25 protein-coding genes are annotated in these 24,233 nt (G+C 73.6%); 7 read left to right on the top strand and 18 right to left on the bottom strand.

Going from position 1 to position 24,233, the window contains the following annotated elements:
• Positions 1–124: 124 nt before the first annotated feature.
• On the bottom strand, positions 125–1,723 hold the full coding sequence (locus tag QWY28_RS14845) for a succinic semialdehyde dehydrogenase (protein WP_300953341.1): 1,599 nt from the start codon (positions 1,721–1,723) through the stop codon (positions 125–127).
• Complete coding sequence (locus tag QWY28_RS14840) at positions 1,720–3,144, bottom strand: cytochrome P450 (RefSeq protein ID WP_300953340.1); 1,425 nt, start codon at positions 3,142–3,144, stop codon at positions 1,720–1,722. The genes QWY28_RS14845 and QWY28_RS14840 overlap by 4 nt, the downstream gene beginning before the upstream one ends.
• 104 nt (positions 3,145–3,248) lie before the next feature.
• Between QWY28_RS14840 and QWY28_RS14835 the strand changes: the two genes are divergently transcribed.
• Positions 3,249–3,869: a TetR/AcrR family transcriptional regulator gene (locus tag QWY28_RS14835; RefSeq protein ID WP_300953339.1), complete on the top strand. Its 621-nt coding sequence runs from the start codon at positions 3,249–3,251 to the stop codon at positions 3,867–3,869.
• 35 nt (positions 3,870–3,904) lie between these two features.
• On the opposite strand, the gene QWY28_RS14830 is transcribed toward QWY28_RS14835, so the two are convergent.
• On the bottom strand, positions 3,905–4,192 hold the full coding sequence (locus tag QWY28_RS14830; protein WP_300953338.1) for a DUF1905 domain-containing protein: 288 nt from the start codon (positions 4,190–4,192) through the stop codon (positions 3,905–3,907).
• The gene (locus tag QWY28_RS14825) at positions 4,192–4,974 is read right to left on the bottom strand and encodes a hypothetical protein (RefSeq protein WP_300953337.1); all 783 of its coding nucleotides are present in this window, start codon (positions 4,972–4,974) and stop codon (positions 4,192–4,194) included. The genes QWY28_RS14830 and QWY28_RS14825 overlap by 1 nt, the downstream gene beginning before the upstream one ends.
• 144 nt (positions 4,975–5,118) lie before the next feature.
• Here QWY28_RS14825 and QWY28_RS14820 point away from each other — a divergent pair, with 144 nt between their 5' ends.
• The 6 genes from QWY28_RS14820 to QWY28_RS24405 are packed head-to-tail and all read left to right on the top strand — an operon-like array spanning position 5,119 to position 10,974.
• Positions 5,119–6,891: a GMC oxidoreductase gene (locus QWY28_RS14820; RefSeq protein WP_300953336.1), complete on the top strand. Its 1,773-nt coding sequence runs from the start codon at positions 5,119–5,121 to the stop codon at positions 6,889–6,891.
• A complete protein-coding gene (locus tag QWY28_RS14815; protein ID WP_300953335.1) occupies positions 6,888–7,775 on the top strand; it encodes an SDR family oxidoreductase in 888 nt (295 codons plus the stop codon). The genes QWY28_RS14820 and QWY28_RS14815 overlap by 4 nt, the downstream gene beginning before the upstream one ends.
• Positions 7,772–8,527, top strand: coding sequence for an SDR family NAD(P)-dependent oxidoreductase (locus QWY28_RS14810; RefSeq protein WP_300953334.1), 756 nt, complete (start codon positions 7,772–7,774; stop codon positions 8,525–8,527). Before QWY28_RS14815 ends, QWY28_RS14810 begins: the two co-directional genes overlap by 4 nt.
• Complete coding sequence (locus QWY28_RS14805) at positions 8,524–9,615, top strand: TIGR03857 family LLM class F420-dependent oxidoreductase (RefSeq protein WP_300953333.1); 1,092 nt, start codon at positions 8,524–8,526, stop codon at positions 9,613–9,615. The genes QWY28_RS14810 and QWY28_RS14805 overlap by 4 nt, the downstream gene beginning before the upstream one ends.
• Positions 9,612–10,646, top strand: coding sequence for a phosphotransferase (locus QWY28_RS14800; RefSeq protein ID WP_300953332.1), 1,035 nt, complete (start codon positions 9,612–9,614; stop codon positions 10,644–10,646). The genes QWY28_RS14805 and QWY28_RS14800 overlap by 4 nt, the downstream gene beginning before the upstream one ends.
• Complete coding sequence (locus QWY28_RS24405) at positions 10,543–10,974, top strand: NUDIX domain-containing protein (protein WP_336622419.1); 432 nt, start codon at positions 10,543–10,545, stop codon at positions 10,972–10,974. Before QWY28_RS14800 ends, QWY28_RS24405 begins: the two co-directional genes overlap by 104 nt.
• 72 nt (positions 10,975–11,046) lie before the next feature.
• Here the strand turns inward: QWY28_RS24405 and QWY28_RS14790 are convergent, their stop codons facing one another.
• The 14 genes from QWY28_RS14790 to fadD1 form a co-directional block, all read right to left on the bottom strand.
• On the bottom strand, positions 11,047–11,748 hold the full coding sequence (locus QWY28_RS14790; protein WP_300953330.1) for a GAF and ANTAR domain-containing protein: 702 nt from the start codon (positions 11,746–11,748) through the stop codon (positions 11,047–11,049).
• Positions 11,749–12,277: 529 nt separating this feature from the next.
• On the bottom strand, positions 12,278–12,883 hold the full coding sequence (locus QWY28_RS14785) for an MBL fold metallo-hydrolase (protein ID WP_300953329.1): 606 nt from the start codon (positions 12,881–12,883) through the stop codon (positions 12,278–12,280).
• A 396-nt stretch (positions 12,884–13,279) separates the two neighbouring features.
• Positions 13,280–13,906 carry a hypothetical protein gene (locus tag QWY28_RS14780; protein WP_300953328.1) on the bottom strand — a complete coding sequence of 209 codons (627 nt, stop codon included), beginning with the start codon at positions 13,904–13,906 and terminating at the stop codon, positions 13,280–13,282.
• Between the two features lie 50 nt (positions 13,907–13,956).
• Positions 13,957–14,397 (bottom strand): carboxymuconolactone decarboxylase family protein, encoded by a 441-nt coding sequence (locus QWY28_RS14775; RefSeq protein ID WP_300953327.1) that lies wholly within the window; start codon positions 14,395–14,397, stop codon positions 13,957–13,959.
• The gene (locus QWY28_RS14770; RefSeq protein WP_300953326.1) at positions 14,394–15,248 is read right to left on the bottom strand and encodes an NAD(P)-dependent oxidoreductase; all 855 of its coding nucleotides are present in this window, start codon (positions 15,246–15,248) and stop codon (positions 14,394–14,396) included. The genes QWY28_RS14775 and QWY28_RS14770 overlap by 4 nt, the downstream gene beginning before the upstream one ends.
• Complete coding sequence (locus tag QWY28_RS14765) at positions 15,241–15,990, bottom strand: SDR family oxidoreductase (RefSeq protein ID WP_300953325.1); 750 nt, start codon at positions 15,988–15,990, stop codon at positions 15,241–15,243. Before QWY28_RS14765 ends, QWY28_RS14770 begins: the two co-directional genes overlap by 8 nt.
• Before the next feature lie 75 nt (positions 15,991–16,065).
• Positions 16,066–17,529, bottom strand: a complete 1,464-nt coding sequence (locus tag QWY28_RS14760) for an aldehyde dehydrogenase (protein ID WP_300953324.1) — start codon at positions 17,527–17,529, stop codon at positions 16,066–16,068.
• Positions 17,526–18,158 (bottom strand): hypothetical protein, encoded by a 633-nt coding sequence (locus QWY28_RS14755; RefSeq protein WP_300953323.1) that lies wholly within the window; start codon positions 18,156–18,158, stop codon positions 17,526–17,528. The genes QWY28_RS14760 and QWY28_RS14755 overlap by 4 nt, the downstream gene beginning before the upstream one ends.
• Positions 18,155–18,367, bottom strand: a complete 213-nt coding sequence (locus tag QWY28_RS14750) for a ferredoxin (RefSeq protein ID WP_300953322.1) — start codon at positions 18,365–18,367, stop codon at positions 18,155–18,157. Before QWY28_RS14750 ends, QWY28_RS14755 begins: the two co-directional genes overlap by 4 nt.
• 8 nt (positions 18,368–18,375) lie before the next feature.
• Positions 18,376–19,764 carry a cytochrome P450 gene (locus tag QWY28_RS14745; RefSeq protein ID WP_300953321.1) on the bottom strand — a complete coding sequence of 463 codons (1,389 nt, stop codon included), beginning with the start codon at positions 19,762–19,764 and terminating at the stop codon, positions 18,376–18,378.
• Positions 19,761–20,561, bottom strand: a complete 801-nt coding sequence (locus QWY28_RS14740) for an SDR family oxidoreductase (protein WP_300953320.1) — start codon at positions 20,559–20,561, stop codon at positions 19,761–19,763. The genes QWY28_RS14745 and QWY28_RS14740 overlap by 4 nt, the downstream gene beginning before the upstream one ends.
• Positions 20,558–21,796, bottom strand: coding sequence for a cytochrome P450 (locus QWY28_RS14735; RefSeq protein WP_300953319.1), 1,239 nt, complete (start codon positions 21,794–21,796; stop codon positions 20,558–20,560). Before QWY28_RS14735 ends, QWY28_RS14740 begins: the two co-directional genes overlap by 4 nt.
• Positions 21,793–22,371 (bottom strand): TetR/AcrR family transcriptional regulator, encoded by a 579-nt coding sequence (locus tag QWY28_RS14730; protein ID WP_300953317.1) that lies wholly within the window; start codon positions 22,369–22,371, stop codon positions 21,793–21,795. The genes QWY28_RS14735 and QWY28_RS14730 overlap by 4 nt, the downstream gene beginning before the upstream one ends.
• Positions 22,372–22,521: 150 nt before the next feature.
• On the bottom strand, positions 22,522–24,126 hold the full coding sequence (gene fadD1 / locus QWY28_RS14725) for a fatty-acid--CoA ligase FadD1 (protein ID WP_300953316.1): 1,605 nt from the start codon (positions 24,124–24,126) through the stop codon (positions 22,522–22,524).
• Between the last annotated feature and the right edge of the window lie 107 nt (positions 24,127–24,233).

Genomic DNA, 24,233 nt, shown 5'->3' with positions numbered 1-24,233 from the left:
CCAGTTGGTCGCTTCACAGGGCTCCTGCCGCGTGTGGAGCGACCACAGGGTCGCTGAAGAGGGGCTGCCCGGCGCGCCGCCCCCGAGACCACACGCCGCGCCGTGCTCGACCAGCGGTGACCGGTCAGCGGGAGCGGAGCCTCCGCAGCAGCCGGAGCTGGGCGTTGCCGACCTTGACGAACGTCTCGAGTGCCATGCCCGGGGGTGGGCCGACGGGGCCTATCCGGGACAGGGCGATGGTCTGGGTCTCGGTGAACCGCTGGATGCCCTGGACGCCGTGGCGGCGGCCGAGCCCGCTGTCGCCCATGCCGCCCATGCCGGCCTCCACCGAGCCGGCGGCGAGGGCGGCGCCGTCGTTGATGTTGACCGAGCCGGCGCGGACCCGGCGGGCCAGCGCCTGGGCGGTGCGGGTGTCGCGGCTGAAGATGCTCGCCGAGAGCCCGTAGGAGCCCTGGTTGGCCAGCGCGACGGCCTCGTCGTCGCTGCCGACCCGGTGCAGCGCGACGACCGGGCCGAAGGTCTCGCCGAGGCAGAGGTCCATGTCCTCGGTGACGCCCTCGAGCACGGTCGGCTCGAAGACGTAGGGGCCGAGATCCGGCCGGGCGCGGCCGCCGCAGAGGACGGTCGCGCCCTTGGCGACGGCGTCCTCGACGTGGGCGGTCACCTTCGCCAGCTGGGCCGCGCTGGCCAGCGACCCCACCTGGCGGGAGAAGTCGAAGGACTGGCCGACGGTGAGTGCGCGCGTGGCGGCGACGAGCTTGTCGCGGAACGCGGCGTACACGTCCTCGTGCACGAGGACGCGCTCGATGTGGATGCACATCTGGCCGGTGTTGGTGAAGACCGCATCGACGGTGCCGGCGGCGGCCTTGTCGAGGTCGGCGTCGGCGCGGACGAGGAGCGGGTTCTTGCCGCCGAGCTCCAGCGACGCGCCGACCAGGCGGCGGGCCGCGGCCTCGCTGACCAGCCGGCCGGTCGCGGTGGAGCCGGTGAAGCAGACGTAGTCGGCCGCCTCGACCAGCGCCGTGCCGACCTCGGCACCCGGCCCGGCGACGACGTCCCAGACGTGGGCGGGCAGGCCGGCCTCGCCCATCAGCGCCCGGGTCCACAGCATCGTCAGCGGCGTCTGGGGGTCGGCCTTGCTGACGACCGTGCACCCGGCCAGCAGCGCGGGCACCGCGTCGCCGACGCCGAGGTAGAGCGGGTAGTTCCACGGCGAGACGATCCCGACGACGCCCCGTGGCACGCGCACCTCGCGCACGCTGGTGAGCAGCGGCATGGCGCCGCGGACGGGGCGGTCGGCGAGGTACGCCGCGGCGCGCTTGGCGTAGTGCCGGGTCAGGTTGGCGACCTGCAGGACCTCCATCCAGGCGTGGTAGCGCGCCTTGCCCATCTCCCACTGGATGAGGTCGAGGACCTCGTCCTGCCGCTCGAGCAGGAGGTCGTGGAAGCGCAGCAGCACCTCGGCCCGGGCGGTGATGGTCAGCCCGCCCCAGCTGGCCTGGGCCGCCCGCGAGCGGACCACGGTGGCGGCGACGTCGTCGGGGGTGCAGCTCGGGACCGGCGCCGTCGGCTGCGCGTCGTACGGCGCGGTCGCGCTCAGTGTGCCCTCGCCGCCGGTGACCGGCGCGGAGACCCAGCGGTTCCAGGACGCCAGCTTGGCGTCGGTGACCCAGGCGGGCCGCGCGGTGGCGGGGGTCGTCGCGGGGTGGAGCGTGGCGGTCATCGGGTCCTCCGCAGGTCGATCGGCTGGCCGTCCTTGGGGAACGGCAGGGAGTGGTTGTTCATCGGCGCGACGTACCCGGGGTCGACGCTCCACTCCCAGCCGCGCAGGAGGTGGTGGAGGACGGCCTTGACCTCGGCGCCGGCGAAGTACATGCCCAGGCACTTGTGCACGCCGCCGCCGAAGGGGTTCCAGGCGTAGCGGTGGGACTTGTCCTCGCGGCGCTCGGGCGAGAACCGCTCGGGGTCGAAGACGAGCGGGTTGGTCCACAGCTCCTCCATCACCTGCGCGAACTGCGGCGCGACGGTGACGAAGGTGCCCTCGGGGATGCGCACGCCCTGGACGACGGTGTCCTTGACGACCTGGCGCAGCACGACCGGGACGGGCGCACGCAGCCGCAGGCACTCCTTCATCACCCAGTCCATCGCCTCGAGGCCCTCGAGCTCGGCCAGGCTCGGGCGCGGGCCGAGCGCGAGGGACTCCTCGCGGCAGCGCTGCTGCCAGGCCGGGTGCTGGCCGAGCATCTGCAGCATCGTGGAGAGCGTGATGGTCGAGGTGTCGTGCGCGGCCATCATCAGGAAGATCATGTGGTTGACGACGTCGTCGTCGCTGAACCGCTCGCCCTCGTCGCTCTCGATGTGGCACAGCTGGGAGAACAGGTCGTCGGTCTCCACCGCGCGCCGCGAGGGCAGGTAGTGCCGCAGGAACTCCTCGAGCACCTCGCGGCCCCGGTGGCCGCGGCCCCAGCGGGTGCCCGGGAGGTCCTTGCGGACCACCGCGGCGGCGGCCTGGACGCAGGCGATGAAGGCCTGGTTGACCTTCGCCATCTCCGCAGGCGTGGTGTCCTCGGCGCCGCCCATGAAGATGTCGGCGGCGACGTCGAGGGTGAGCTGCTTGAGGGAGGGGTACGCCGCGAAGTCGCGGTCGCGGCCCGCCGCGGCCCAGCCGGCGAGGCCGGCCTCGATCGGGGCGTGCATCCGGGCGGCGTACGCCTCGAGCCGATCGCGGGTGAAGGCCTGCTGCATGATCCGCCGGTGCATGTGGTGCTCCTCGAAGTCGAGCAGCATCAGGCCCCGGTCGAAGAACGGGCCGACGAGGTAGGTCCAGGCGGGGCCGTTGGCGAAGGCCTTGTCCTTGTTGCGGAACGCCTCCTCGCAGGCGTCGGGGCCGAGCAGCATCACCCAGCGCTGGCCGAGCATCGAGATCGGCGCGACCGGGCCGTAGTGGTCCCACTGCCGGCGGAACAGCGCGAAGGGGTCCTTGGCGTACTCGAAGGCACGACCGAGGATCGGCTTGCCGCGGTCGTCGGGGCGGATCGGCGGGAGCTCGCGGACGGCGTCTGCGCCGTCCGCGTCGGCCGCGCGGGTGGAGCGGGCCGCGCGGGCTCCGCCGGACGACGGCGGCTGGGTGAGGTCGAGCGACACGGGAGGCCCCCTGGAGGTGGGACGGGTGGGTGTGACGGGCGCTACGTCGGGTCAGCATCATTCAGACAGGGGGCCCTGTCAACCTTCTGTGAGAGGGTGCTCGCATGGCTGTGCAGTCCGGGACCTACCGCGGCGTGAGCGCCGAGGACCGTGCCGCCGAGCGGCGCGAGCGGCTGCTCGAGGCGACCCTCGCGGTCTGGGCGGACCCGTCCGAAGCCCGGCCCACGATGACGCGGATCTGCGCGACCGCGGGCCTGACCGAGCGCTACTTCTACGAGTCGTTCCGCTCCCTCGACGACGCGCTCACCGCGGTCATGGACCGGATCGCGACCGAGATCGAGGAGGTCAGCCTGGCCGCCGGCGACGCGGCGGGCGACGACCCCGCGGCGCGGGCGCGGGCGTCGGTGCTGGCGTTCGTCGAGTACCTCACCGCCGACCCCCGCAAGGGTCGCGTCGCGATCATCGAGGCCGGCGCGATGCCGGCCCTGCGCGCGCGGCGCACCCAGCTGCTGCGGCACTTCGCGCACCGCTCCGCCCAGGAGGCCCGGGACATCTACGGCGTCGGCGGGTGGGGGCCGCGCGAGGGCGAGATCGCCGGCCTGCTGTTCATCGGCGGCATGGCCGAGCTGGTCAGCGCGTGGCTCGACGGCTCGCTCGAGGCCACGCCCGAGGAGCTCGTCGACGCCGCCACCGCGATGTTCCTCGGGCTGCACGTGGCGGGCTGAGCGGGCCCGCGCGTCTGCGGGGTCGTGAGCCCCGGTCAGACGTCGATGGTGACGACGAGGTCGACGACGTCGCCGGTCACGACGCCCTCGGAGCGGCGGGCGGCGAGCTTGAGCGGGACGACGTACGTCCCCTCCCGCGGCCACAGCGAGGTGGTCCAGCGGGCATCGCCCATGCGTACGGCGACGGGGACCATCCCCCAGCCGTAGGTCACCGCCGCCGCCACGTCGCGCACGAGGGCGGCGTCGTCCTCGGGCAGCGCGACGAAGTGGTGCGGGGCGGGTCCGCGCCACTCGAAGACCGGGCCGGTCACCTGCAGCTCCATCAGCCGAACACCAGCTGCACGCGTCCGCGCGACCACCGCGCGGACCAGTCGGCGACCAGCCAGCGCCCGGAGCCGGTCCGCTCCAGGTCGACGCTCAGCCGCTTGGTGACGGGCAGCAGCAGGTGGCGGCCGGAGTCGTCGCCGCGGCGCTCCAGGACGATGCCCGTCCGCACCGGCACGGCCAGCCGAAGCCGCTCCCCCACCACCGAGGCCACCGCGCGAGCGCCGACCTCGTCGCCGATCGCCGGCGGGGGGTCGTCGGCGAGGCGGAACCCCTTCGGCACGTCCACCACGTCGGTGAGCACGAGGGCGTCGATGCGGTCGTGCGCGGCCCCGTCCCCCGCACGGAGGTACGCCGCCACGTCGGCGTCCCAGCGGGCGCGGGCCGCCGGCGTCAGCACCGGCCGCGGGCCGGCGTACGCGCGGGCGGACCGGCCCTGCGCCGGCACGATCAGGTCGGTGAAGGCGTGCTCGAGGGAGAGCTCCGCGAGCGTGCAGTAGGCGGCCATGACGCTCTCCGCGCCGAACCGGTCCGCGGCCGGCCCGGTGAAGGGCTCGACCCCCGGCACGCAGGGCAGCGGCTCCTCCTCCGCCGGCGGCTCCGACTGCTCCGACTGCTCCGACTGCTCGGGCGGCTCGGGCTGCTCGCTCGCGGGGGCCGAGCCGTCAGCGGCCGGACGCGGCTCGTCGCCGCCCCCGCCGCACCCGGCGAGGACGACCACCGCGACCGCGAGCCCGACGACCGCACGCCTCGTGCGCTCTGTGCGCCCTGTGCGCCTCATGCGTCCGGACCCTAGCCACGCCGACTGCCCCGCGTGGGCCATTGACAGACCTGACGCGTGTCAACACTGTTGACCCGTGTGGCGCACGACACAGCCCGCCGGGACCGACGACGTCGCTGTGGCGCGGAGCGCGGAGGGGTGGCGATGACGGCGCGCGGGAGCAGCAGCGACAGCGGCAGGGAGTTCGACCACGACGTCGTGGTGATCGGGTCGGGGTTCGGCGGCAGCGTGACGGCGCTGCGGCTGGCGGAGAAGGGCTACCACGTCGCGGTCCTGGAGGCGGGGGCGCGCTTCGAGGACCACGACCTGCCGCGGACGTCGTGGCGGCTGCGTCGCTACGTGTTCGCACCGCGGCTCGGGCTGCTCGGCATCCAGCGGATGACGCTGCTGCGCAACGCGCTGGTGATCAGCGGCGCCGGCGTGGGCGGCGGGTCGCTGGTCTACGGCGCCACGCTCTACGAGCCGCCCGCGGCGTTCTACGACGACCCGCACTGGCGCGACGTGACCGACTGGCGCGCCGAGCTCGCCCCGCACTACGACCAGGCCAAGCGGATGCTCGGCGTGACGACGTACGACCGGGTCACGCCGGCGGACCGGGTGCTGCGCGACGCGGCCGCCGACCTCGGGGCCGCGCACACCTGGCGACCCACCGACGTCGGCGTGCTGCTCGGTCCGGAGCCGGGCCGGCCGGTGCCCGACCCGTACTTCGGCGGCGCCGGCCCCGACCGTCGCGCCTGCCTCCACTGCGGGGAGTGCATGACCGGCTGCCGGCACAACGCCAAGAACACGCTGCCCAAGAACTACCTCCACCTCGCCGAGGCCGCCGGCGCGACCGTGCACCCGCTGACGACGGTGACCGACGTGCGGCCGCTGCCGGGAGGTGGGTACGCCGTGTCGACGCGCCGCACCGGTGGGTGGCGGCGGCGCGGGCGGACCGTGACCGCCGAGCAGGTCGTGCTGTCGGCGGCCGCGCTGGGCACCCAGCGGCTGCTGCACCACCTGCGCGACTCCGGCAGCCTGCCGCACGTCTCGCCGCGGCTGGGCGAGCTGACGCGGACCAACTCCGAGGCCGGCCTGGCGGTGCGCGCGCGGGGCGACGACGTCGACTACACCGAGGGCGTCGCGATCTCCTCCTCGGTGCACCTCGACGAGCGGACCCACGTGGAGCCGTGCCGCTACGGCCGCGGCAGCAACGCGATGGGCATGGCGATGGCCACGATGACCGACCCGGTGCCGGGGCGGCACCGGGCGCTGGTGATGGCGCGGGAGATGTGGCGCGGGCGGCGCGACCTGCTGCGGCTGCACGTGCCGCGGCGGTGGTCGGAGCAGTCGATCGGCGTGCTGGTGATGCAGAGCATCGACAACTCGTTGACGACCTACACCCGCCGCCGGCGCCTCGGCCGCGGCCGGGTGATGACCACCCGGCAGGGCATCGGCGAGCCGAACCCCACCCACATCCCCGAGGCGAACGCGATCGGGCGGGCGATGGCCCGGCGGATGGACGGCATCCCCGGCGCGGGCTGGACCGAGGTGGTCGACGTCCCGACCACCGCGCACTTCCTCGGCGGCTGCCCGATCGGCGCGGACGCCGCCACCGGGGTGATCGACCCCTGGCACCGGCTGCACGGCCACCCCGGTCTGCACGTCGTCGACGGCTCCGCGGTCGCGGCCAACCTCGGCGTCAACCCGTCACTGACCATCACCGCGATGGCCGAGCGGGCGATGTCGTTCTGGCCCAACCGCGGCGAGCCCGATCCCCGCCCGCCGCTGGGCACGGCGTACATCCGGCTCGCGCCGGTGCCGCCGCGTTCCCCCGCCGTCCCCGCCAGCGCACCCGGTGCGCTGCGGCTGCTGCCGATCACGCCCGTCCCCGCTCGCCCGAGCGACCCTGCCCGCCCCGTCGAGGAGCCCGCATGACCCGGACCGTCCGCCCCGAGGACCCGTTCACCGACCGCCAGGCCCTGGTCACCGGCGGCGGCTCCGGCATCGGCGCCGCCCTGGTCCGGGCGCTGGTCGATGCCGGGGCGCACGTCGTGGTCGCCGACCTCGACGAGCTCGCCGCCCAGCGGGTGGCCGACGCCGCCGGGGCCACCGGTCCCGGCACCGCCCGGGCGCTGCGGCTCGACGTCACCGACGCGGACGCGGTGCGGGCCGCGGTCGACGACGTCGTGGCGCGCGCCGGGCGGATCGACCTGCTGTTCAACAACGCCGGGATCACTTTCGGCGGCGAGACCGAGGACCTCACGCCCGAGCACTGGGACGCGATCATCGACGTCAACATCCGCGGCGTCGTGCACGGCGTCGCCGCGGCGTACCCCCACCTGGTCCGGCAGGGCCGCGACGGCTGGGGCGGCCACGTCGTCAACACCGCCTCGATGGGCGGACTGATGGCCGCGGGGCTGATCACCAGCTACGTGATGACCAAGCACGCGGTGGTCGGGCTGTCGCTCGCGCTGCGGACCGAGGCGGCGGCCAAGAACGTCGGCGTCACCGTGCTGTGCCCGGCGGCGGTCGAGACGCCGATCCTCGAGAAGGGCCACCTCGGGCGGTTCCACGGGCGCGACTACTACCTCAAGGGCCAGGGCGTACGCCGCCCGCTGGACCCCGACGTGCTGGCCGCCGAGGCGCTCGCCGCCGTCGCCGCGGACCGGCCGATGCTCGTGACCCCGCGCCCCGCGCGGATCGCGTGGCGGGTCGGCCGCCTGGCCCCCGCCTTCGCGAACCGGGCCGCGACCCGGTTCGTCGCCAAGCAGCGCCGGCTCCAGGCCCGGCGCGCCGACCGGTCAGGAGGCCGCGCATGACCAGCACCACCCCCGCAGGACAGCCCGTCGCGCTCGTCGTCGGCGGCGGCTCGGGCCTCGGCGCCGCCACCGCCGAGGCGCTCCGCGGCGCCGGCCACACCGTGGTCACCGGCGACCTCGAGGGAGCGGCGGCCGACCTGGTCGTCGACGTGACCGACGAGGCGGCGGTCGCGGCCGCCGTGGACACCGTCGTCGCCGAGCACGGCCGGCTCGACGTGGTGGTCAACAGCGCCGGGGTCAGCACGTTGATGCAGGTGGTCGACCACGACGTGCAGGAGTTCCGCCGTGTCGTCGACGTGAACCTGACCGGCGGCCTGCTGGTGCTCAAGCACGCCGCCCGGGTGATGACCGCCGCGGGCACCGGCGGCGCGGTCGTCTCGGTCGCCTCGCTCAACGCCCGCCAGCCGGGCACCGGCATGGCGGCGTACTGCTCGGCGAAGGCGGGCCTGGCGATGCTCACCCAGGTCGCCGCGCTCGAGCTCGGGCCGCAGGGCATCCGGGTCAACGCGGTCTCCCCCGGCCTCGTGGTCACGCCGCTGACCGCGCCGGCGATGGACATCCCGGGCGTGCGCGAGGACTACGTCGAGAACACCCCGCTCGGGCGGCCCGGCACGCCCGAGGAGGTCGCCGAGGCGGTCGTCTACCTCGCGACCGCCCGCTGGCTCACCGGCGAGGTGCTCGACCTCAACGGCGGGGCGCACCTGCAGCGCTACCCCGACCTGGTCGGCCACGTGACGCGGGCCTTCGGGTGAGCGAGGCGACCCGGCGGTTCCCCGAGCTGGCCTGCTACGGCCTGGCCGGCCACACCGACCAGCCGCGCGACGTGCTGGCCGAGGCGCGGCTGGCCGAGGGGGTCGGGCTGGGGTCGGTGTTCCTCTCCGAGCGGTTCAACGTCAAGGACGCCGGTGTGCTCGCCGGCGCCGTCGCGGCCGCCACCGAGCACGTCGGCATCGCGACCGCCGCGACCAACCACAACACCCGCCACCCCCTGGTCACCGCGACGATGGCGACGACCGCGCACCGGCTCTCCGGCGGTCGGTACGCCCTCGGCCTCGGCCGCGGGTTCGGCGCGCTCTTCGACGTGATGGGGTTGCCGCGGGTGACCGGCGCGCAGCTCGAGGACGTCGTCGGCATCTACCGCTCGCTGTGGCGCGGCGAGGCGGTGCTCGGCCACGACGGACCGGCCGGCACCTACCCCTACCTCGACCAGGACAGCAGCTTCGACGAGCGGATCCCGGTCCTGATGACCGCGATCGGGCCGCGCTCGCTCGCGCTCGCCGGGCGGATCGCCGACGGCGTCGTGCTGCACACCTTCCTCACCGACGAGGCGCTCGCCCGCTCGGTCGCGACGATCCGGACCGCCGCCGAGCGGGCCGGGCGCGACCCCGCCTCCGTGCGGATCTGGGCGGTGCTCGCCACGGTCGAGGACTCGCTGCCCGAGGAGCTGCGGCTGCGCAAGCTGGTCGGCCGGCTGGCCACCTACCTGCAGGGGTACGGCGACGTGCTGGTCGCCGCGAACGGCTGGGACCCCGCCGCGCTCGACCGGTTCCGCTCCGACGAGCTCGTGCACGGCTACCCCGGCGCGTTCGACGCGATCGGCACCGTCGAGCAGCTCACGCACCTGCGCGAGCGGGCGATCCCCCCGGACTGGCTCGTCGCGTCGGCGACCGGCACCGCGGAGCAGTGCGCCGCCCGCGTGCTGGAGCAGCTCGCGATCGGCGCCGACTCGGTCGTGCTCCACGGGGCCACACCGACCGAGCTGGCGCCCGTCCTGGCGGCGTACTCCTCGCTGCGGGTGGTCGACCGCGAGCTGCCCGTCAACCCCGGGTGGATGTCGTGAACGTGCTCATCGAGACCGCCGACGACATCACGCCCGCGTGGGTCGGCGAGGTGCTGGGCGTCGTCCCGGACGCGCTGGACGTGACGCCGGTCGGCTTCGGCCAGATCGGGTCGTGCCTGCGCGTCACGCTCTCCGGCGAAGGCCTGCCGCCGAGCGTGCTGGTGAAGTTGCCGACCGCCGACGCGGGCACCCGCGGGATGCTCGTCGGGGCGTACCGCTCCGAGGTCAGCTTCTACCGAGAGCTCGAGCCCACCGTCGCCGTCGACGTCCCCCGCTGCCACCTGGCCACCGACGTCACCGACGACGGCCGGTTCACCCTCGTCCTGGAGGACCTCGCGCCGGCCCGGCAGGGCGACCAGCTGCGCGGCGGTACGCCGGAGCAGGTCCTCGCCGCGGCCGAGAACCTCGCTGGGCTGCACGGCCCGCGCTGGTGCGACCCGACCCTGCTCGAGCTGGGCTGGATCACCATGCAGGACGCCGAGGGCGCGGACCTGCTCGCGTCGGTCTACGGGCCCGCCATCGACACGTTCCTGGAGATCACCGGCCCGCTGATGTCGGCCGAGGCCGCGGCGACCGTCCGGGCGACCGAGGACGTGGTCGTCGGCTGGTCGCTGGCGCGCGCGGAGCGGTTCGGGATCGTCCACGGCGACTACCGCCTCGACAACCTGATGTTCTCCCCCGACCCGGCCGTCCCCGTGAAGGCCGTCGACTGGCAGACGCTCAGCCTCGGGCTGCCCGCCAAGGACCTCGCCTACCTCGTCGCCACCAGCCTCGACGCCCCCGAGCGCCGGGCCTGCGAGGAGGCCGTCGTCGCGGCGTACCACCGCCGGCTCCTCGCCCACGGCGTCACCGGCCACCCGCTCGAGGAGTGCTGGGACGACTACCGGTTCGCCATGCTGCAGGGGATCCTCGTGTCCGTCTTCGGCTGTGCGTACGGCGCCCGCACCGACCGCGGGGACCGGATGTTCGCCGTCATGGTCGAGCGGACCGCCGCCGCCGTGCGTGACCTCGGGACGCTCGACCTGCGCTGAGCCACCGGGGCGCTGGGACGCACCTGCGGCGCTCGCCGCCGCGCCGGGTGTCGGTTGCTCCTGCTCTGCCGAGCAGGTGCATGGGGTCGTGGTCGGCGCGCTGGTCCGGGGCGGCCGGGTCCTGCCCGTGCACCGGAGGAAGGACAAGCGCGCGAGTCGTGACGTGTGGGACCTGCCGGGCGGAGTCGTCGTAACCGGCGAGTCCGAGATGGCCGCGCTCGCGAGGGAGCTGGACGAGGAGCTCGGCGTGCACGTCAGGGCGAGCACGACGACACCGGGTGGTTCGGTCCCGACGAGCTGCCGTCCCGCCCCACGTCACCGTGCGTGAGGACCTGCTGCGGGCGCTGCGCGACGGCCGCACCTGACCTCCTGGCGGCGCAGCGCTGCGCCGCCGAGGACGTCAGGCCTCGACGCGGTAGCTCTCGGTGCTCGAGGCGACGAGCTCCTCGGCGAGGTCTCGCAGCTTGACGTGACCGGTCGAGGAGGCCCGGACCAGGAACTGGAAGGCGCGGTCGGGGTCGATGCGGTAGCGCTCCATCACGATGCCGATGGCCTGCCCGATGACCTTGCGGTGGTGCAGTGCCTGGTTGAGGTGGTGCTCCTGCTGGACGTGCCCGAGCACCACCCCGACGTGGGTGGCGAGCAGCCGGGCGGTCGCAGCGGTGTCGGGGTCGACCTCGTCGTGGTCGGTGGAGTAGAGGTTCAGGCCGCCGACGTGCCGCCCCTCGCTGAACAGGCGGACACCCATCTGGCACCGCACGCCCGCGGCGGCGGCCTGGGGGACGTAGTCGGGCCAACGCTGCTCGTGCCGCAGGTGCTCGACGAGCACGACGGGCTCGTGCTCGAGCGCCTCCACGCACGGGCCCTGGCGGAGCTCGTACTGGAGGGCGTCGAGGTCCCAGGGGAGCTGGTCGGTGCCTGCCGTGGTCTCGATCCTCCCGTCGCGGTGCCGCTCGGAGATGCTGACGTGCCCGAACTCCGGCAGCGAGGTGCGGGCGGCGTGCACGATCGCGTCCAGCGTCTCCTGGAGCGTCCTCGGCTGGCTGATGGTCTCGGCAGCGTGCGCGAGCGCGACCGCCACGGTGAAGCGGGACGTGTCCACTGGTCCTCGTCTGCGTTGCTCCAGGTGCAACGCCCGAAGGAGCACGCGACAGCCAGATGACGGGAGGGTGGCCCGTCACGCGGGACCCTCTTTCGACCTTAGCCCGGGGAACCCGGCCGAGACGCATCGTCACGCCGTCGCGGCGGGTCCGCGCGGTCAGAGCGCGCTCATCCCGTCAGGTCAGTCAACCGGGCCCGCGGTGCGCCGGTCGCGGCACCGGCGAGCGGCTCCCGCACGGCGGCGGAGCGCTGCACCGTTCGGGCGGCGGGCCAGGACCAGCTCGAGCGCCGCACAGCACGACCCGGACGTGACCCGGCACCACTCACACGGCGCCGTGCTCGACCCGTCCGCAGCGCGGTAGGGACCGAGCGCCTGTAGAGACCAACGGCCACTCGCGGACCCGCCGTACCGCTGCCCGCCACCACTGTCGGCCGTCGTTGCGGGCGGTGGCACCTCGTCGCGTCGACAGGTCGCGTCGTCCTGCCGGGAGAGCCCGGATCGCGCAGGGCGCCTCCTACGCCGGCGGTCTTCACGGGCTGTGCTCGTGCGAGAGCCATACCGCGTCGGGACGCAGCGCGCGGATGAGCGACTGCCCCTCGGTCGTGGGTTCGTCCAGCTCACCGAACCACACTGCGGTGTCGCCGGCGATGACGAGGCGTTGTCCGCCGCTGTCGACGACGACGATCTGCGAACCCTCGGTGTGTCCGGGTGCGGGCAGGACCCTGATGCCCGGGACGACCTCGGCCTCGCCGTCGATCGTCGTGTACCGGACGCCTGGCGCCTCCACCCACTCGCGCAGCGTGTGGTCCTCGAGGGCGAGGGCGTCGTCGAGCTCCCGGCGCTGGACGTACACCGGGCGCCCGGCGAACAGGTGGTTGCCGCCGCAATGGTCGGCGTGCAGGTGGGTGTTGATCACGATGTCGATGCCGGCGACGTCGATGTGCTCGGTCCAGGCCTGCAGCTGTGGGTCCATGTCGGACAGCGCCGGGTGTTGGTCCTTGATGCCGGTGTCGACGAGGACGCGTGTGCCCTGGTGTTCGATCAGGTGGACGTAGACGGGCATGCGCCCGCCGCTCCCGGCTTCGACACCGAGGTCGGCGGTCAGCACCGGCGTCACGGTGGTCCGGTCGGTCATGGGCTACCTCCAGCAGCGCTCACCTGAGTCACGACACGTCACGCGGTCGCGGCCGTGCCACGTGCCCACCCCTGGTGGACTGGACACGACGACGACGACCGCCGTCGTGGGCCGGACTCATCGGTGGCCGCAGCCCTCCCTCGGCTGCTGGGTCGTCCTCCCGAGCTGGAGACCGGTGCCGGCCTGCCCCTGCCGGAACGCGTGCGCGTCACGGGCGCTGGCGCTCGGCGACCGGGGAACGTGGGGCGGTCGTGGGGTCCGCCGAGCTGGAGAACGGCTCTCGCCCGGACGTCGGAGGTGCGCCGGGTCGCTCGATCGCAGGCCCCGACGTCCGACCTGCGCCGGCGCGCGCCGGCCCCCACCCATCGAGCTCCGCGGGGTGCTCGACGGCCGCGCTCAGCGCGCCCGCAGCTCCGCGACCGGCCGGTACGCCGCATCGGCGGCGAGCGCCTCGAGCGGCGAGCCGGCGTCGGCGATGACGACGGCGACGCGGGCGTCGCGGGCGGCGGCGTCGACGCCGAGCTCGACGAGCTCCTGGGCGGAGGTGGCCTTCCCGATGACGGCGATCGGTCCGCCGGGGTCGTGGAAGGGCGGGGCCGGGGCGAGGGAGTAGCCCGGGCGCGGGGCCGCCAGGTTGGCCGCGACCGCGAGGGTCACGGGCAGGTCGCGGACCCACCAGCGGCCGGCGGTCGCGAGGCCGGCGGCCGACGTGGCCGCGAGGCGGACCTCGTCGGCGACGGGGGTGAAGACGCGCACCTCCCCCGCGTCGGCGGGGATGCTGGTCAGCAGCCGGGCGAGCGCGTCGGGGTCGTCGCTCGCGGACTCCAGGTGGTCCACGACGACCCCGGCGCCGCGGCGTACCCCGAGCAGGACGGCGTCGTCGGTGCCGAGGCAGACCGCGTCGGGCGCCTCCAGCATCCGCTCGGCCATCGCGCGGAGCACGGCGGGTGCCTGCTCGCTGGGCCGCCACAGGCGCGGCGCCCAGACGGCGGTGCGGGCGAGCCGCCGTTCGAGCAGGCCCACGACCCGGTCGAGGTCGGCGGCGCCGAGCGGCCGGACGGCGGTCGCAGCGCTCAGGACGACTCCCCCGCCTGCTCCGCCGCACGCGCGGCCCGGCGGGCCGCCTTGGCGATGGTCTCCTCGACGATGGAGTTCAGTCGGGCCCCCTGGGGCCAGCCGGCGTAGTGGCACACGAAGATCACGATCTCACGGAGCGCGTCGTCGTCGAGCTCCCCGTTGGCGTACGCCGCCGGCACCTGGATCCCGAGCACGTCCGCGGCGCCCTGGCCGGCGAGCATGCCGATGAGCAGCAGCCGCCGGTCGCGGTCGGAGAGGCCCGGCCGGTTCCAGATGTCCGCGAAGAGGTGGTCGGCGGTGTAGCCAAAAAAGTCGCCGGTGCCGTCCGACATCTCGAAGCCGTAGACCTCCTCCATCTTCTCGAGCCCGCGGCGGCGGGTCTCCGGCAGGCCGTCGAACTTCCCGGCATCGCGCTTCCCGGCACGGTCCTCGCTCACAGTCCCAGCCCCTTCCCGAGCCGTTCCTCGGCCAGCCGCGCGAGCGGCACGTCGACCCCCAGCTCGTCGGCCAGCGCGACCGCGAACCCGAGGTCCTTGTCCCCCAGCGCCACGACGTGGGAGAACACGCCGTGCCAGAAGTCGTCCGGCGCGATCGGAGCGGTGGTGTCGCGGTGCATGATCGCGCCCGGCCCGCCGGTGATCGCGTCGGTGTGCCGCACGACGTCGCCGAGCGCCTTGATGTCCAGCCCGGCGGCCTCGGCCAGCCGTTGCGCCTCGGTGGCGGCGGTGAACGACACGAAGTGCATGAGGTTGCGGGCCAGCTTGAACCGCGTCCCCGCGCCGACCGGCCCCGCGTGGACGACCTTCGTGCCCATCGCCTCGAGCGCCGGACGGGCCGCCGCGAAGGCGTCCTCGTCCCCGCCGACCATGATCGCCAGCGTCCCCTCGGCCGCACCCATCGGACCGCCGCTGACGGGCGCGTCGAGGAGGCGTACGCCGTGGCGCGCGGCGACGTCGGCCAGCTCGCCGGGGGTGCCCGGCGCGACCGTCGAGTGCACGACGACCGTCAGCCCCTCCCGGGCCCTCGTGAGCGCCTCGAGCAGCACGTCGCGCACCTGCTCGTCGTCGCGGACCATCACGCACAGCACGTCGACGGCCGCGGCGACCTCGGCCACCGAGCCGCCGACCTGCGCCCCCGCGGCGGCGAGCTCGGCCAACGGCCCAGGCGCGACGTCGTACACGTGCAGGGGCAGGCCCGAGGCCGCGAGCCGCAGCGCCATCGGCTTGCCGATGTTGCCCAGCCCGACGAACCCGACGGCCGGGCCGGCCGCACCGGCGGGCTCAGCCACGGAAGGTCTGCCCGCCGTCGACCGCGAGGATCTGGCCGGTCACCCACGAGGCCTCGCCGGAGAGCAGGAAGACGCACGCGCCGACCATGTCCTCGGGCTGGCCCATCCGCTTGATCGCCAGCGACCTCACCAGCTCCTTGGACGCCCCGCCCGCCTGGGTTCGGGTCGCCTCGGTGTCGGTGGGGCCCGGCGCGATCGCGTTGACCCGGATCCCCATGCCGCCCAGCTCGTGGGCCAGCTGCTGGGTCAGGCCGTTCACGCCGACCTTGGCCAGGCCGTAGAAGCCGGAGTAGAGGTAGGCCGCGGTCGAGCTCTGGTTGACGATCGATCCGCCGCCGCGCTTCTGCATCTCGGGGTAGACCGCGCGCGTCATCACGAGCGCACCGTCCATGTTCACGCTCATGAACGTCCGGTAGTAGTCCCAGTCGACGCTGACCAGCAGGTCGAACTGCATGTCGCCGTAGATCGCGGCGTTGTTGACCAGCCCGTCGATGCCGCCCAGCTCGGTGACCGTGCGCTCGACCAGGGCCGCCGCCGACTCGTGCGAGCTGACGTCGGTGCGCACGAAGATCGCGCGCCCGCCGGTCTCGTTGATCCCGGCCGCGACCTTCTCGCCGGCGTCGGTGTTGAGGTCGGCCACGACGACCGCCGCGCCCTCGGCCGCGATCGACCGGGCGTACACCTCGCCGATGCCCTGCGCCGCGCCGGTCACGACGACGACCTTGTCCTGCAGTCTGTTCATGGGTTGCGGCTGCCTTTCAGCTCACGGGGTCTCGAGACGGTTGCTGCGCAACCTCCTCGACCAGCGGGGGTTCGGTCAGGCCGGGAAGGCCATGGTCTTGACCTCGAGGTACTCCTCGAAGCCGGCGACGCCCATCTCCCGGCCGAGGCCGGACTGCTTGTAGCCGCCGAACGGCGCGTCCGGGCTGAACCACACGCCGCCGTTGACGGCGAGCGTGCCGGTGCGGATCCGGTCGGCGACGGCCTTGGCGCGCTCGAGAGAGCCGGAATCGACCGAGCCGGAGAGGCCGTACGCCGAGTCGTTGGCGATCCGCACGGCGTCGTCGTCACCGTCGTGCGGGATGACGACCAGCACCGGCCCGAAGATCTCCTCCTGGGCCAGCCGCGAGGAGTTGTCGAGCCCCGCGACGACGGTCGGTGCGACCCAGTAGCCGGGCTGGTCGAGGACGTGGCCCCCGGTGGCGAACGTCCCGCCCTCGGTCTCCGCGAGCCGCAGGTAGGACTCCACCCGGTCGCGCTGGACCTGCGAGATGACCGGCCCGCAGATCGCGCCGGGGTCGGCCGGGTCCTTCGCGCCGATGGACTCCATCGTCGCCGCGGCGACCTGGACGGCCTCGTCGTACTTCTCGCGCGGGACCACCAGGCGGGTCGTGATCGCGCAGCCCTGGCCGGCGTGGATGCAGGCGGTGAACGCCGTCGCGCCGGCGACCGACGCGACGTCGGCGTCGTCGAGCGCGATCGCGGCGGACTTGCCGCCGAGCTCGAGGAACACCTTCTTCAGCGTCGGCGCGGCGGCGGCCATGATGGCGCGCCCGGTCGCGGTGGAGCCGGTGAAGGAGACCATGTCGACGCGGGGGTCGCTGGCCAGGACCGACGCGACCTCGTTCGAGCGCGGCGTGACGACGTTGAGCACGCCGGCCGGCATGTCGGTGCGCTCCGCGGCGAGCCGCCCGAGCTCCGCGGCGATCCACGGGGTGTCCGGCGCGGGCTTGAGCACGACCGTGCAGCCGGCGGCCAGGGCGGGGCCGATCTTGGCGAGGTTGATCTGGGTCGGCACGTTCCACGGGCTGATCGCGGCCACGACGCCGACCGCCTCGCGCCGCACGGTCCGCCGCGACGCGATGCCCATCGGCGTGGCGACGCCGAGGTCGGTCTCGAACTCGTAGGACTCCAGCAGGTCGGTCACCCACCGCAGCCCGTCGACCGGCACGTCGAAGCCGGCCGCGCCCATCATGAACCCGGGCATGCCGACCTCGGCGGTGGTCAACGCCTTGAACGCCTCGGCCTCCTCCATCAGCGCGGCGTGCAGCTGGCGCAGGCACCGGACCCGGAGCGCGACGTCGGTCGACCAGTCGCTCCCGTCGAAGGCCCGGCGCGCCGCGGCGATCGCCGCCTCGACGTCGGCCGCGGTGCCGTCCGGCGCGTGCCCGATGACCTCGCCGGTGGCGGGCTTGAGGATCGGGTACGTCGCCCCGTCGCTCGCCGGGACCAGCTTGCCGTCGACCAGCTGCTGGGCCGGCGGGTTGGTCAGCCCGCTCATGCCGTCGTACCCGTCGTGGGCTCGGGGCGCACGTGCAGCCCCGCCTCGACCGGTGGCGGCCAGACCGGCGAGGGGATGTCGGCGTGGTGGTAGTGCCCGGGCACCCCGTGGCCGCTGACCTTCATCCGCTCCAGCAGCGAGTCGGGCGCCTTGCCGGACTTCAGGATCTCCATGAACGTGTGCGCGGTCGACGGCATGTCGAACCAGTCGCGCTGCCAGGCGATCTTCAGCTGCCCGGCGTCCGCGCCGGTCGTCTGCCGCTCGATGCCGAACCACGAGCCGCCGATGCCGAGGATCTCGTACTCCTTCCCGGTGGCGTCGTCGACGATCCCCGAGCGCTGCTTCCAGAACCCGACGACCATGCCGTTCTTCTCGTCCATCACGGTGGCGACGTAGTCGTAGTGCCAGCCGTCGAAGCCGTCCATCTCGATGCCGATGGCCCAGTCGCGGATCTGGTCGCGGCCGACGGCCATGAAGTGCTCGTCGACGGAGTACATCCAGCCGTAGCTGGCGTCCTCGGCGTACTCCTCGGCCAGCACGCGCCAGTCGGCCAGCCGCTCGGCCTCGCGGTTGACGGCCAGCCAGCCGTCCCAGAAGGCCTCGAGCTCGGCGCGGGTCAGGTCGGTCATGCGTGGTCCTCCTCGAGCGCCAGCGCGAAGGCTGGGCAGTACTTGACGGCTTGGGTGACGTCGGCGCGGCGCGACTCGTCGGGGCGCTCCTCGAGGAGCACGACCACGTCGGCGTCCTCGTCGAAGCCGAAGACGTCGGGCGCCTCGCCCTGGCAGAGCTGGTGGCCCTGGCAGATGTCGAGGTCGGCGACGACCCGCATGCCGCCCATCTGGCCACTCACCGCCCGGGCCGGCGGCGGTAGCGGACGCGGCAGGGCTGCTGGAGCTGGATCACCATCTTGGTGACGTCGTCCCGGTAGGACTCCAGCGGCTGGGCGGGCTCGAACGCGAAGTCGCGCAGGACCACGGAGAAGATCGCCTTCATCTGCATCATCGCGAAGGCGTTGCCGACGCAGCGGTGCTTGCCGGCGCCGAACGGGATCCAGGTCCAGCGGTTCTGCAGGTCCTCCTGGCGCGGGTCGATGTACCGACCCGGGTCGAACGCGTCGGCGTCGGGGAAGTCCTCCTCGATCCGGTTCGAGACCCGCGGCGAGGACGCCACGACGGTGCCGGCCGGGATGGTGCGGCCGAGCAGGTCGAAGTCCTCCTGGACCAGGCGCATCAGGATGATCAGCGGCGGGTGCAGCCGCAGGGTCTCCTTGAGCGCCGACTCCAGCACCGGGATCGAGCGGAGCGCCTGGAAGGACACGTCGGAGCCGTCGGCGTACAGCTCGTCGAGCTCGGCGACCACCTGCGCCATCACCTCGGGGTGGCGCATCAGCTCGATCATCGCCCAGGACGCCGTGCCGCTGCTGGTGTGGTGCCCGGCGAACATCATGGAGATGAAGATCCCGGTGATGTAGTCCGCCGACATGTCCAGCGAGATCAGCACGTCGAGCAGGTCGCGCTCCTCGCGCGGCACGGTCCCCCGCTCGCGGCGGCGGTCGATGATCCCCTGGACGAGGGCGACCAGCTCCTCACGGGCCGCGTCGCGACGGCGGAAGGAGTCGATGTCGGCGTACGCGTCGACGTACGCGATGGCGTCCGTGCCGTGCTCGAGCTCGTGGTAGTGCTGCGCGAACCGGCTGTCGAGCTCCTCGCGGAACGGCTTGCCGATCAGGCACGCGGAGGTGGTGTAGATCGTCAGCTCGGCGAAGAAGTCGAGCAGGTCGATCTCGCCCTCGTCGCCCCAGTCGGCGACCATCCGGCGGATCTCGGCCTCGATCGTCTGCGCGTGGCCGCGCATCATGTCGCCACGCAGCGCCTGGTTCTTCAGCATCTGCTGGCGCTCCTCGGGGCTGGCGTCGAACACGACGCCCTGGCCGAAGATCGGGGTCATGAAGGGGTACGCCGCGGCCTGGTCGAGCGTGGAGTCCGGCGCCCGGAAGAACGCCTCGTTGGCCTCGGCGCCGGTCACCAGCACGACGTCCTTGTCGGCCAGCCGGAAGCGGCCGACGTCGCCGCACTCCTCGCGGACCCGGTGGAACAGGCCGATCGGGTCGACGCGCATCTCCGGCAGGTGGCCGGTGCCGCGGATGATCTCCGGGACCTCGGCGCTCCCGTCGTCGAGGACCGTCGACACCTCCGGGATGTCGGCCAGGAGGTCGCGCGGCGTGGTGGTGGTCATGACGGGTCCCCCTGGGATCGGACGGGTGCTTCGGGATTGACGTCGACGGGGCTGAGGTGGACGCCGCGGGGAGCGCCGACGACGGTGGCGATCGCGTCGGCGACGGCCCGCGCCTTGAGGAAGTGCGGGTGGCGGGCCAGGCCGAAGCGGACCCACTGATCGAGCACGAACGCCGCCTCGTCGGCGTCCCAGTCGCTGCCCATCTCGCTCCACGTCGGGCCGGGACGGACGACCGAGGCACGCACGCCGGTGCCCTCGAGCTCCATCTGCAGGGACTCCACGAGCCCCTCGAGCCCGGACTTGCTCGCGCTGTAGGCCGACATGAACGGCCGGGCGCGGACGGCGACGTCGGAGGAGACGAAGAGGATGTCGCCGCGCTGCCGCTCGACCATCGCCGGCACGAAGGCCTGCACCAGCCGGTAGGGCCCGACGAGGTTCACGTCGAGCTCGCGGGCGAACCGCTCGGTGCCGACCTCGAGCAGCCGGCCGGGGCCGACCAGGCCGGCGTTGCTGACGACCACCTCGACGTCGCCGAGGTCCGCCGCCACCTTGGCCGCGAAGTCCGCGACCGCCTCGTCCGAGCCCACGTCGAGCGGGTGGGCGACGGCCTCGCCGCCCTCGGCGCGGATGGCGGCGGCCAGCTCCTCGCAGCGGTCGGTACGCCGCGCGCCCAGTGCGACCGGGAAGCCGGCCGCAGCCAGGGCCCGGGCGGTCTCGGCCCCGATGCCCGACGAGGCGCCGGCGACGACCGCGGGCCGGCGGTCGGGCTGGGCGTACTTGCTCTGCTGTCCGCTCATCGGGGGACCACCGTCATCGGGACGACTGCGAAGCCGCGGACGTTGACCGAGTGCACCCGCCGGCAGGCGTCGTGGTCGACCTCGATGGAGCGGGCGCGCTGCACCAGGGCGGTCAGCGCCACCCGCGCCTCGAGCCGGGCGAGGTTGGCGCCGAGGCAGAAGTGGCGGCCGCCGCCGAAGGACAGGATGCGGCCCAGCTCCTCGGGGTCGCGCGTGACGTCGTACTCCGCGGGCCGGCTGAAGACCGTCTCGTCACGGTTGGCCGAGCCCAGGCAGAGCAGCAGCTTCGAGCCCTGCGGGGCGACCCGGCCATGGAGCTCGACGTCGCGCAGCAGGTAGCGGGCCAGCAGCTGGCTGGAGGTGTCGTAGCGCAGTGTCTCCTCCACCCACGGCGCGACCAGGTCGCCGTCGCCCGCGCTGCCGAAGACCATGGTCTGCTGCTCGGGGTGGCGCGTGAGGTGGAAGACCGCGTGCCCGAGCAGCTTGGTGGTCGTCTCGTTGCCGGCGACCACCATCAGGAAGAGGAACGCGATCACGTCCTCGTCGGTGAGCCGTTCGCCCTCGATCTCGGCCTCGATGAGCGCGCTGGTCAGGTCGTCCGATGGACGCCTCCGCCGCTGGGCGACCATGTCGAGGAAGTAGGAGACCATCCACAGCGACGCCTCGGCGCCGGCCGGCGGCACGTCGTACACCCCGTCCTCGCGGTGGACGACGATGTCGGCCTGGCGACGTACCTCCGCCCGGTCCTCTGCCGGGACGCCCATCATCTCGGAGATGACGTCCATCGGGAGCTTGCCGGCGAAGTCGGCGATCCAGTCGATCTCGCCCTTCTCGAGGCACTCGGCGAGGTAGCGGTCGGTGAGCTCCTGGATGCGCGGGAGCAGGTCGTGGACGCGCCGTGGCGTGAACCCGCGCGAGACCAGTGCGCGCATCCGCTTCTGCCGAGGCGGGTCCATCCCGAGGATCGACATCACCTTGTGGGCGTCGGGTCCCCAGGCCGACTTCTCGATCGCGACGCCGTAGGAGTTGGAGTAGGTGCCCTCGGTGCGCAGTGCGTCAGCGATGTCGGCGTGCCGGGTCAGCGCCCACAGGTCGAGCTCGGGGTTGTGGTGAAGCGGCTCGTGGGCGCGGAGCCAGGCGTACGTCGGGTAGGGGTCCTCGTGGAAGTCGTAGTCGTAGGGGTCGAACGACCGCGGGCTCGGCGCGACGGACTGCTCGGTCGGGTGGGTGGTCACGCGTGGCCCTCCAGGATCGCGGCGACGACGGCGTCGAGCCGCTCGCCCATGTCGGTGTAGGTCATGACGCCCATGCCGGCCTGCAGCAGCGCCCCGGAGAACGCCAGCACCAATGCCTCGAGCACGGCAGGGTCGGCGTCCTCTCCCAGCGCCCGGGAGAACCGGTCCAGGAACTCCCCGCCGATCCGCAGCCGCAGCCGGGCGACGTCGGCGTCGGAGCTGAGCAGCGCCGGCGTGACCGCCGCGGCGAGCGCCGGGCTGGCCGCCAGCCGCGCCGCCAGCCGGCGGGTGACGTCCTGGACGCGCGCCACGGCGTCCGCGCCCCGCGGCTCGTGGTCGGCGTCCTCGGCGAGGTAGCGCCAGAACAGCTCGGCGAAGAGGTGGTTCTTGGAGGCGACGTAGGTGTACGCCGTCGCCGGCGAGACCCTCGCCCGCCCGGCCACCGACCGGATCGTCAGCGCCTCGTGGCCGACCTCGTCCAGCTCCTCCGCGCCCGCCGCGAACAGCCGCTCGACCGTTCCCGCCCGGCGCGAGCCGAGCTCTTGACGAGGAGCATTGGACACATAACTGGACACCTGTCCAATCTAGAACGTGTTCTTGGCCGAGCGCAAGCGCTTCGCGGTTCCCGCCGAAGTACTGGTCGAAGTCATCGCCGCGTGTGCATTCGCGCAGGTCGCGAGGCCGGACGCAGCACTTCACCCAGTAGCTCGGCGGGTATCGGCGCGTCAGGCGGGGACGGGGGCGTCGGCGGGGGCGTAGGACCGGCCGCGCTCCTCGCGCACCCACAGCTCGCCGTTGCCGGCGGTGGGGCCCTGGGCGATGAGCTCGCGCTTGACGACCTTGTTGGTGGCCGTGGCGGGCAGGTCGGGGGCGATGCGGACGAAGCGCGGCCACGCCTTCGGGGAGAGGTCGGGCTGCTCGGCGAGGAACGCCTCGAGGTCGGCCGGGGTCAGCGTGGCGTCGTCCTGGAGGACGATCGCGGCCATGACCTGGTCGCCGACATTGGCGTCGGGGACGGCGTACACCGCGACCCGGTTGAGCTGCGGCAGGCGCAGGAGGATCCGCTCGATGGGGGCCGCGGCCAGGTTCTCGCCGTCGACGCGCATCCAGTCCGCGGTGCGACCGGCGAGGAAGATCCAGCCGTCCTCGTCCCGGTAGGCCAGGTCGCCGGACCAGTACATCCCGTGCCGCATCCGCTCCTCGTTGGCCGACGCGTCGTTGTAGTAGCCCTGGAAGTAGCCGGCGCCCTGGGTGTTGACCAGCTCGCCGACGGCCCGGTCGGCGTTGAGCAGCGCGCCGTGCTCGTCGAACCGCGCGACCTCGCACTCGGTGACGGTCTCGGGGTCGTAGATCCCGACGTCGGGCATGCCCTTGCCGATGGAGCCGGAGGGGGTCCCGGGCTCGCGCAGGATGATGATCGCCAGCTCGGTGGAGCCGAAGCCGTCCATGACGTCGCAGTCGAACCGCCGCGAGAACTCTTCGATGTCGCGGTCGCTGGCCTCGTTGCCGAACGCGACGCGCAGCGTGTTCTCGGCGTCGTCGGGGCGCTCGGGGGTGGCGAGGACGTAGGCGAGCGGCTTGCCGACGTAGTTCATGTACGTCACGCCGTAGCGCCGCACGTCGTCGAGGAACCGCGACGCGGAGAACTTCGCGGGCACCATCGTGGCGCCCGAGCCGACCGCCGGCGCCCAGCCGGCGACGACCGCGTTGGAGTGGAACAGCGGCATCGAGAGGTAGCAGACGTCGTCGGCGCCCAGCCCGAACCGCTCGACCAGGTTGAGCCCGGAGAACAGCACCATCAGGTGCGCCACCTGCACGGCCTTGGGCTCACCGCTGGTGCCGGAGGTGAAGATCATCATGAAGGTGTCCATCGCCTCGACCTCGCGGTGCGGCACGAGCGGGCCCGCCTCCGCGACCAGCGCGGCGTACTCGGGCGAGCCGACCTCCACGACCCGGACGCCGCCGAGGTCGGCCTCGGGGTCGAGCCCCTCGAGCAGCGGGCGGTGCTCGGCGTCGGTGAGCAGCACCTGGGCGTCGCACCGGCGCACGTCGGCGGCCAGGCCGGCGCCGCGGCGGGTGGTGTTGACCCCGCACAGGACGTACCCGCCGAGCGCGGCCGCGGCCATCGACCGCAGCATGTCCGGGGTGTTGCCGAGCAGCACGGCGACGTGCACCGGCCGCCCGGGGTCGACGACGCCGAGCATCGCGGACGCCTCCGCGCCGGCCTCCGCGACGTGCTCGCGCCACGTCCAGGTGCGGTCGCCGTACCGGATCGCGACGCCGTCGTCCTCGGCCCGCTCCCGCACCATCTGCTGGACGTTCTCCGCCATGCCTGGGTCCTCCCGCTCGCTCGGACTGGAACGTGTTCCAGATCACTCGACGCGCGTCAACATGGCCCGAGATGTGACCTACGTCAACCGGTTCCGTGGAAAAGCCC

This window comes from Nocardioides oceani (assembly GCF_030412965.1).
Lineage (GTDB): Bacteria > Actinomycetota > Actinomycetes > Propionibacteriales > Nocardioidaceae > Nocardioides > Nocardioides oceani.
Note: the sequence above shows the minus strand (reverse complement) of the source record. Positions and strands in the feature narration are given on the sequence as shown.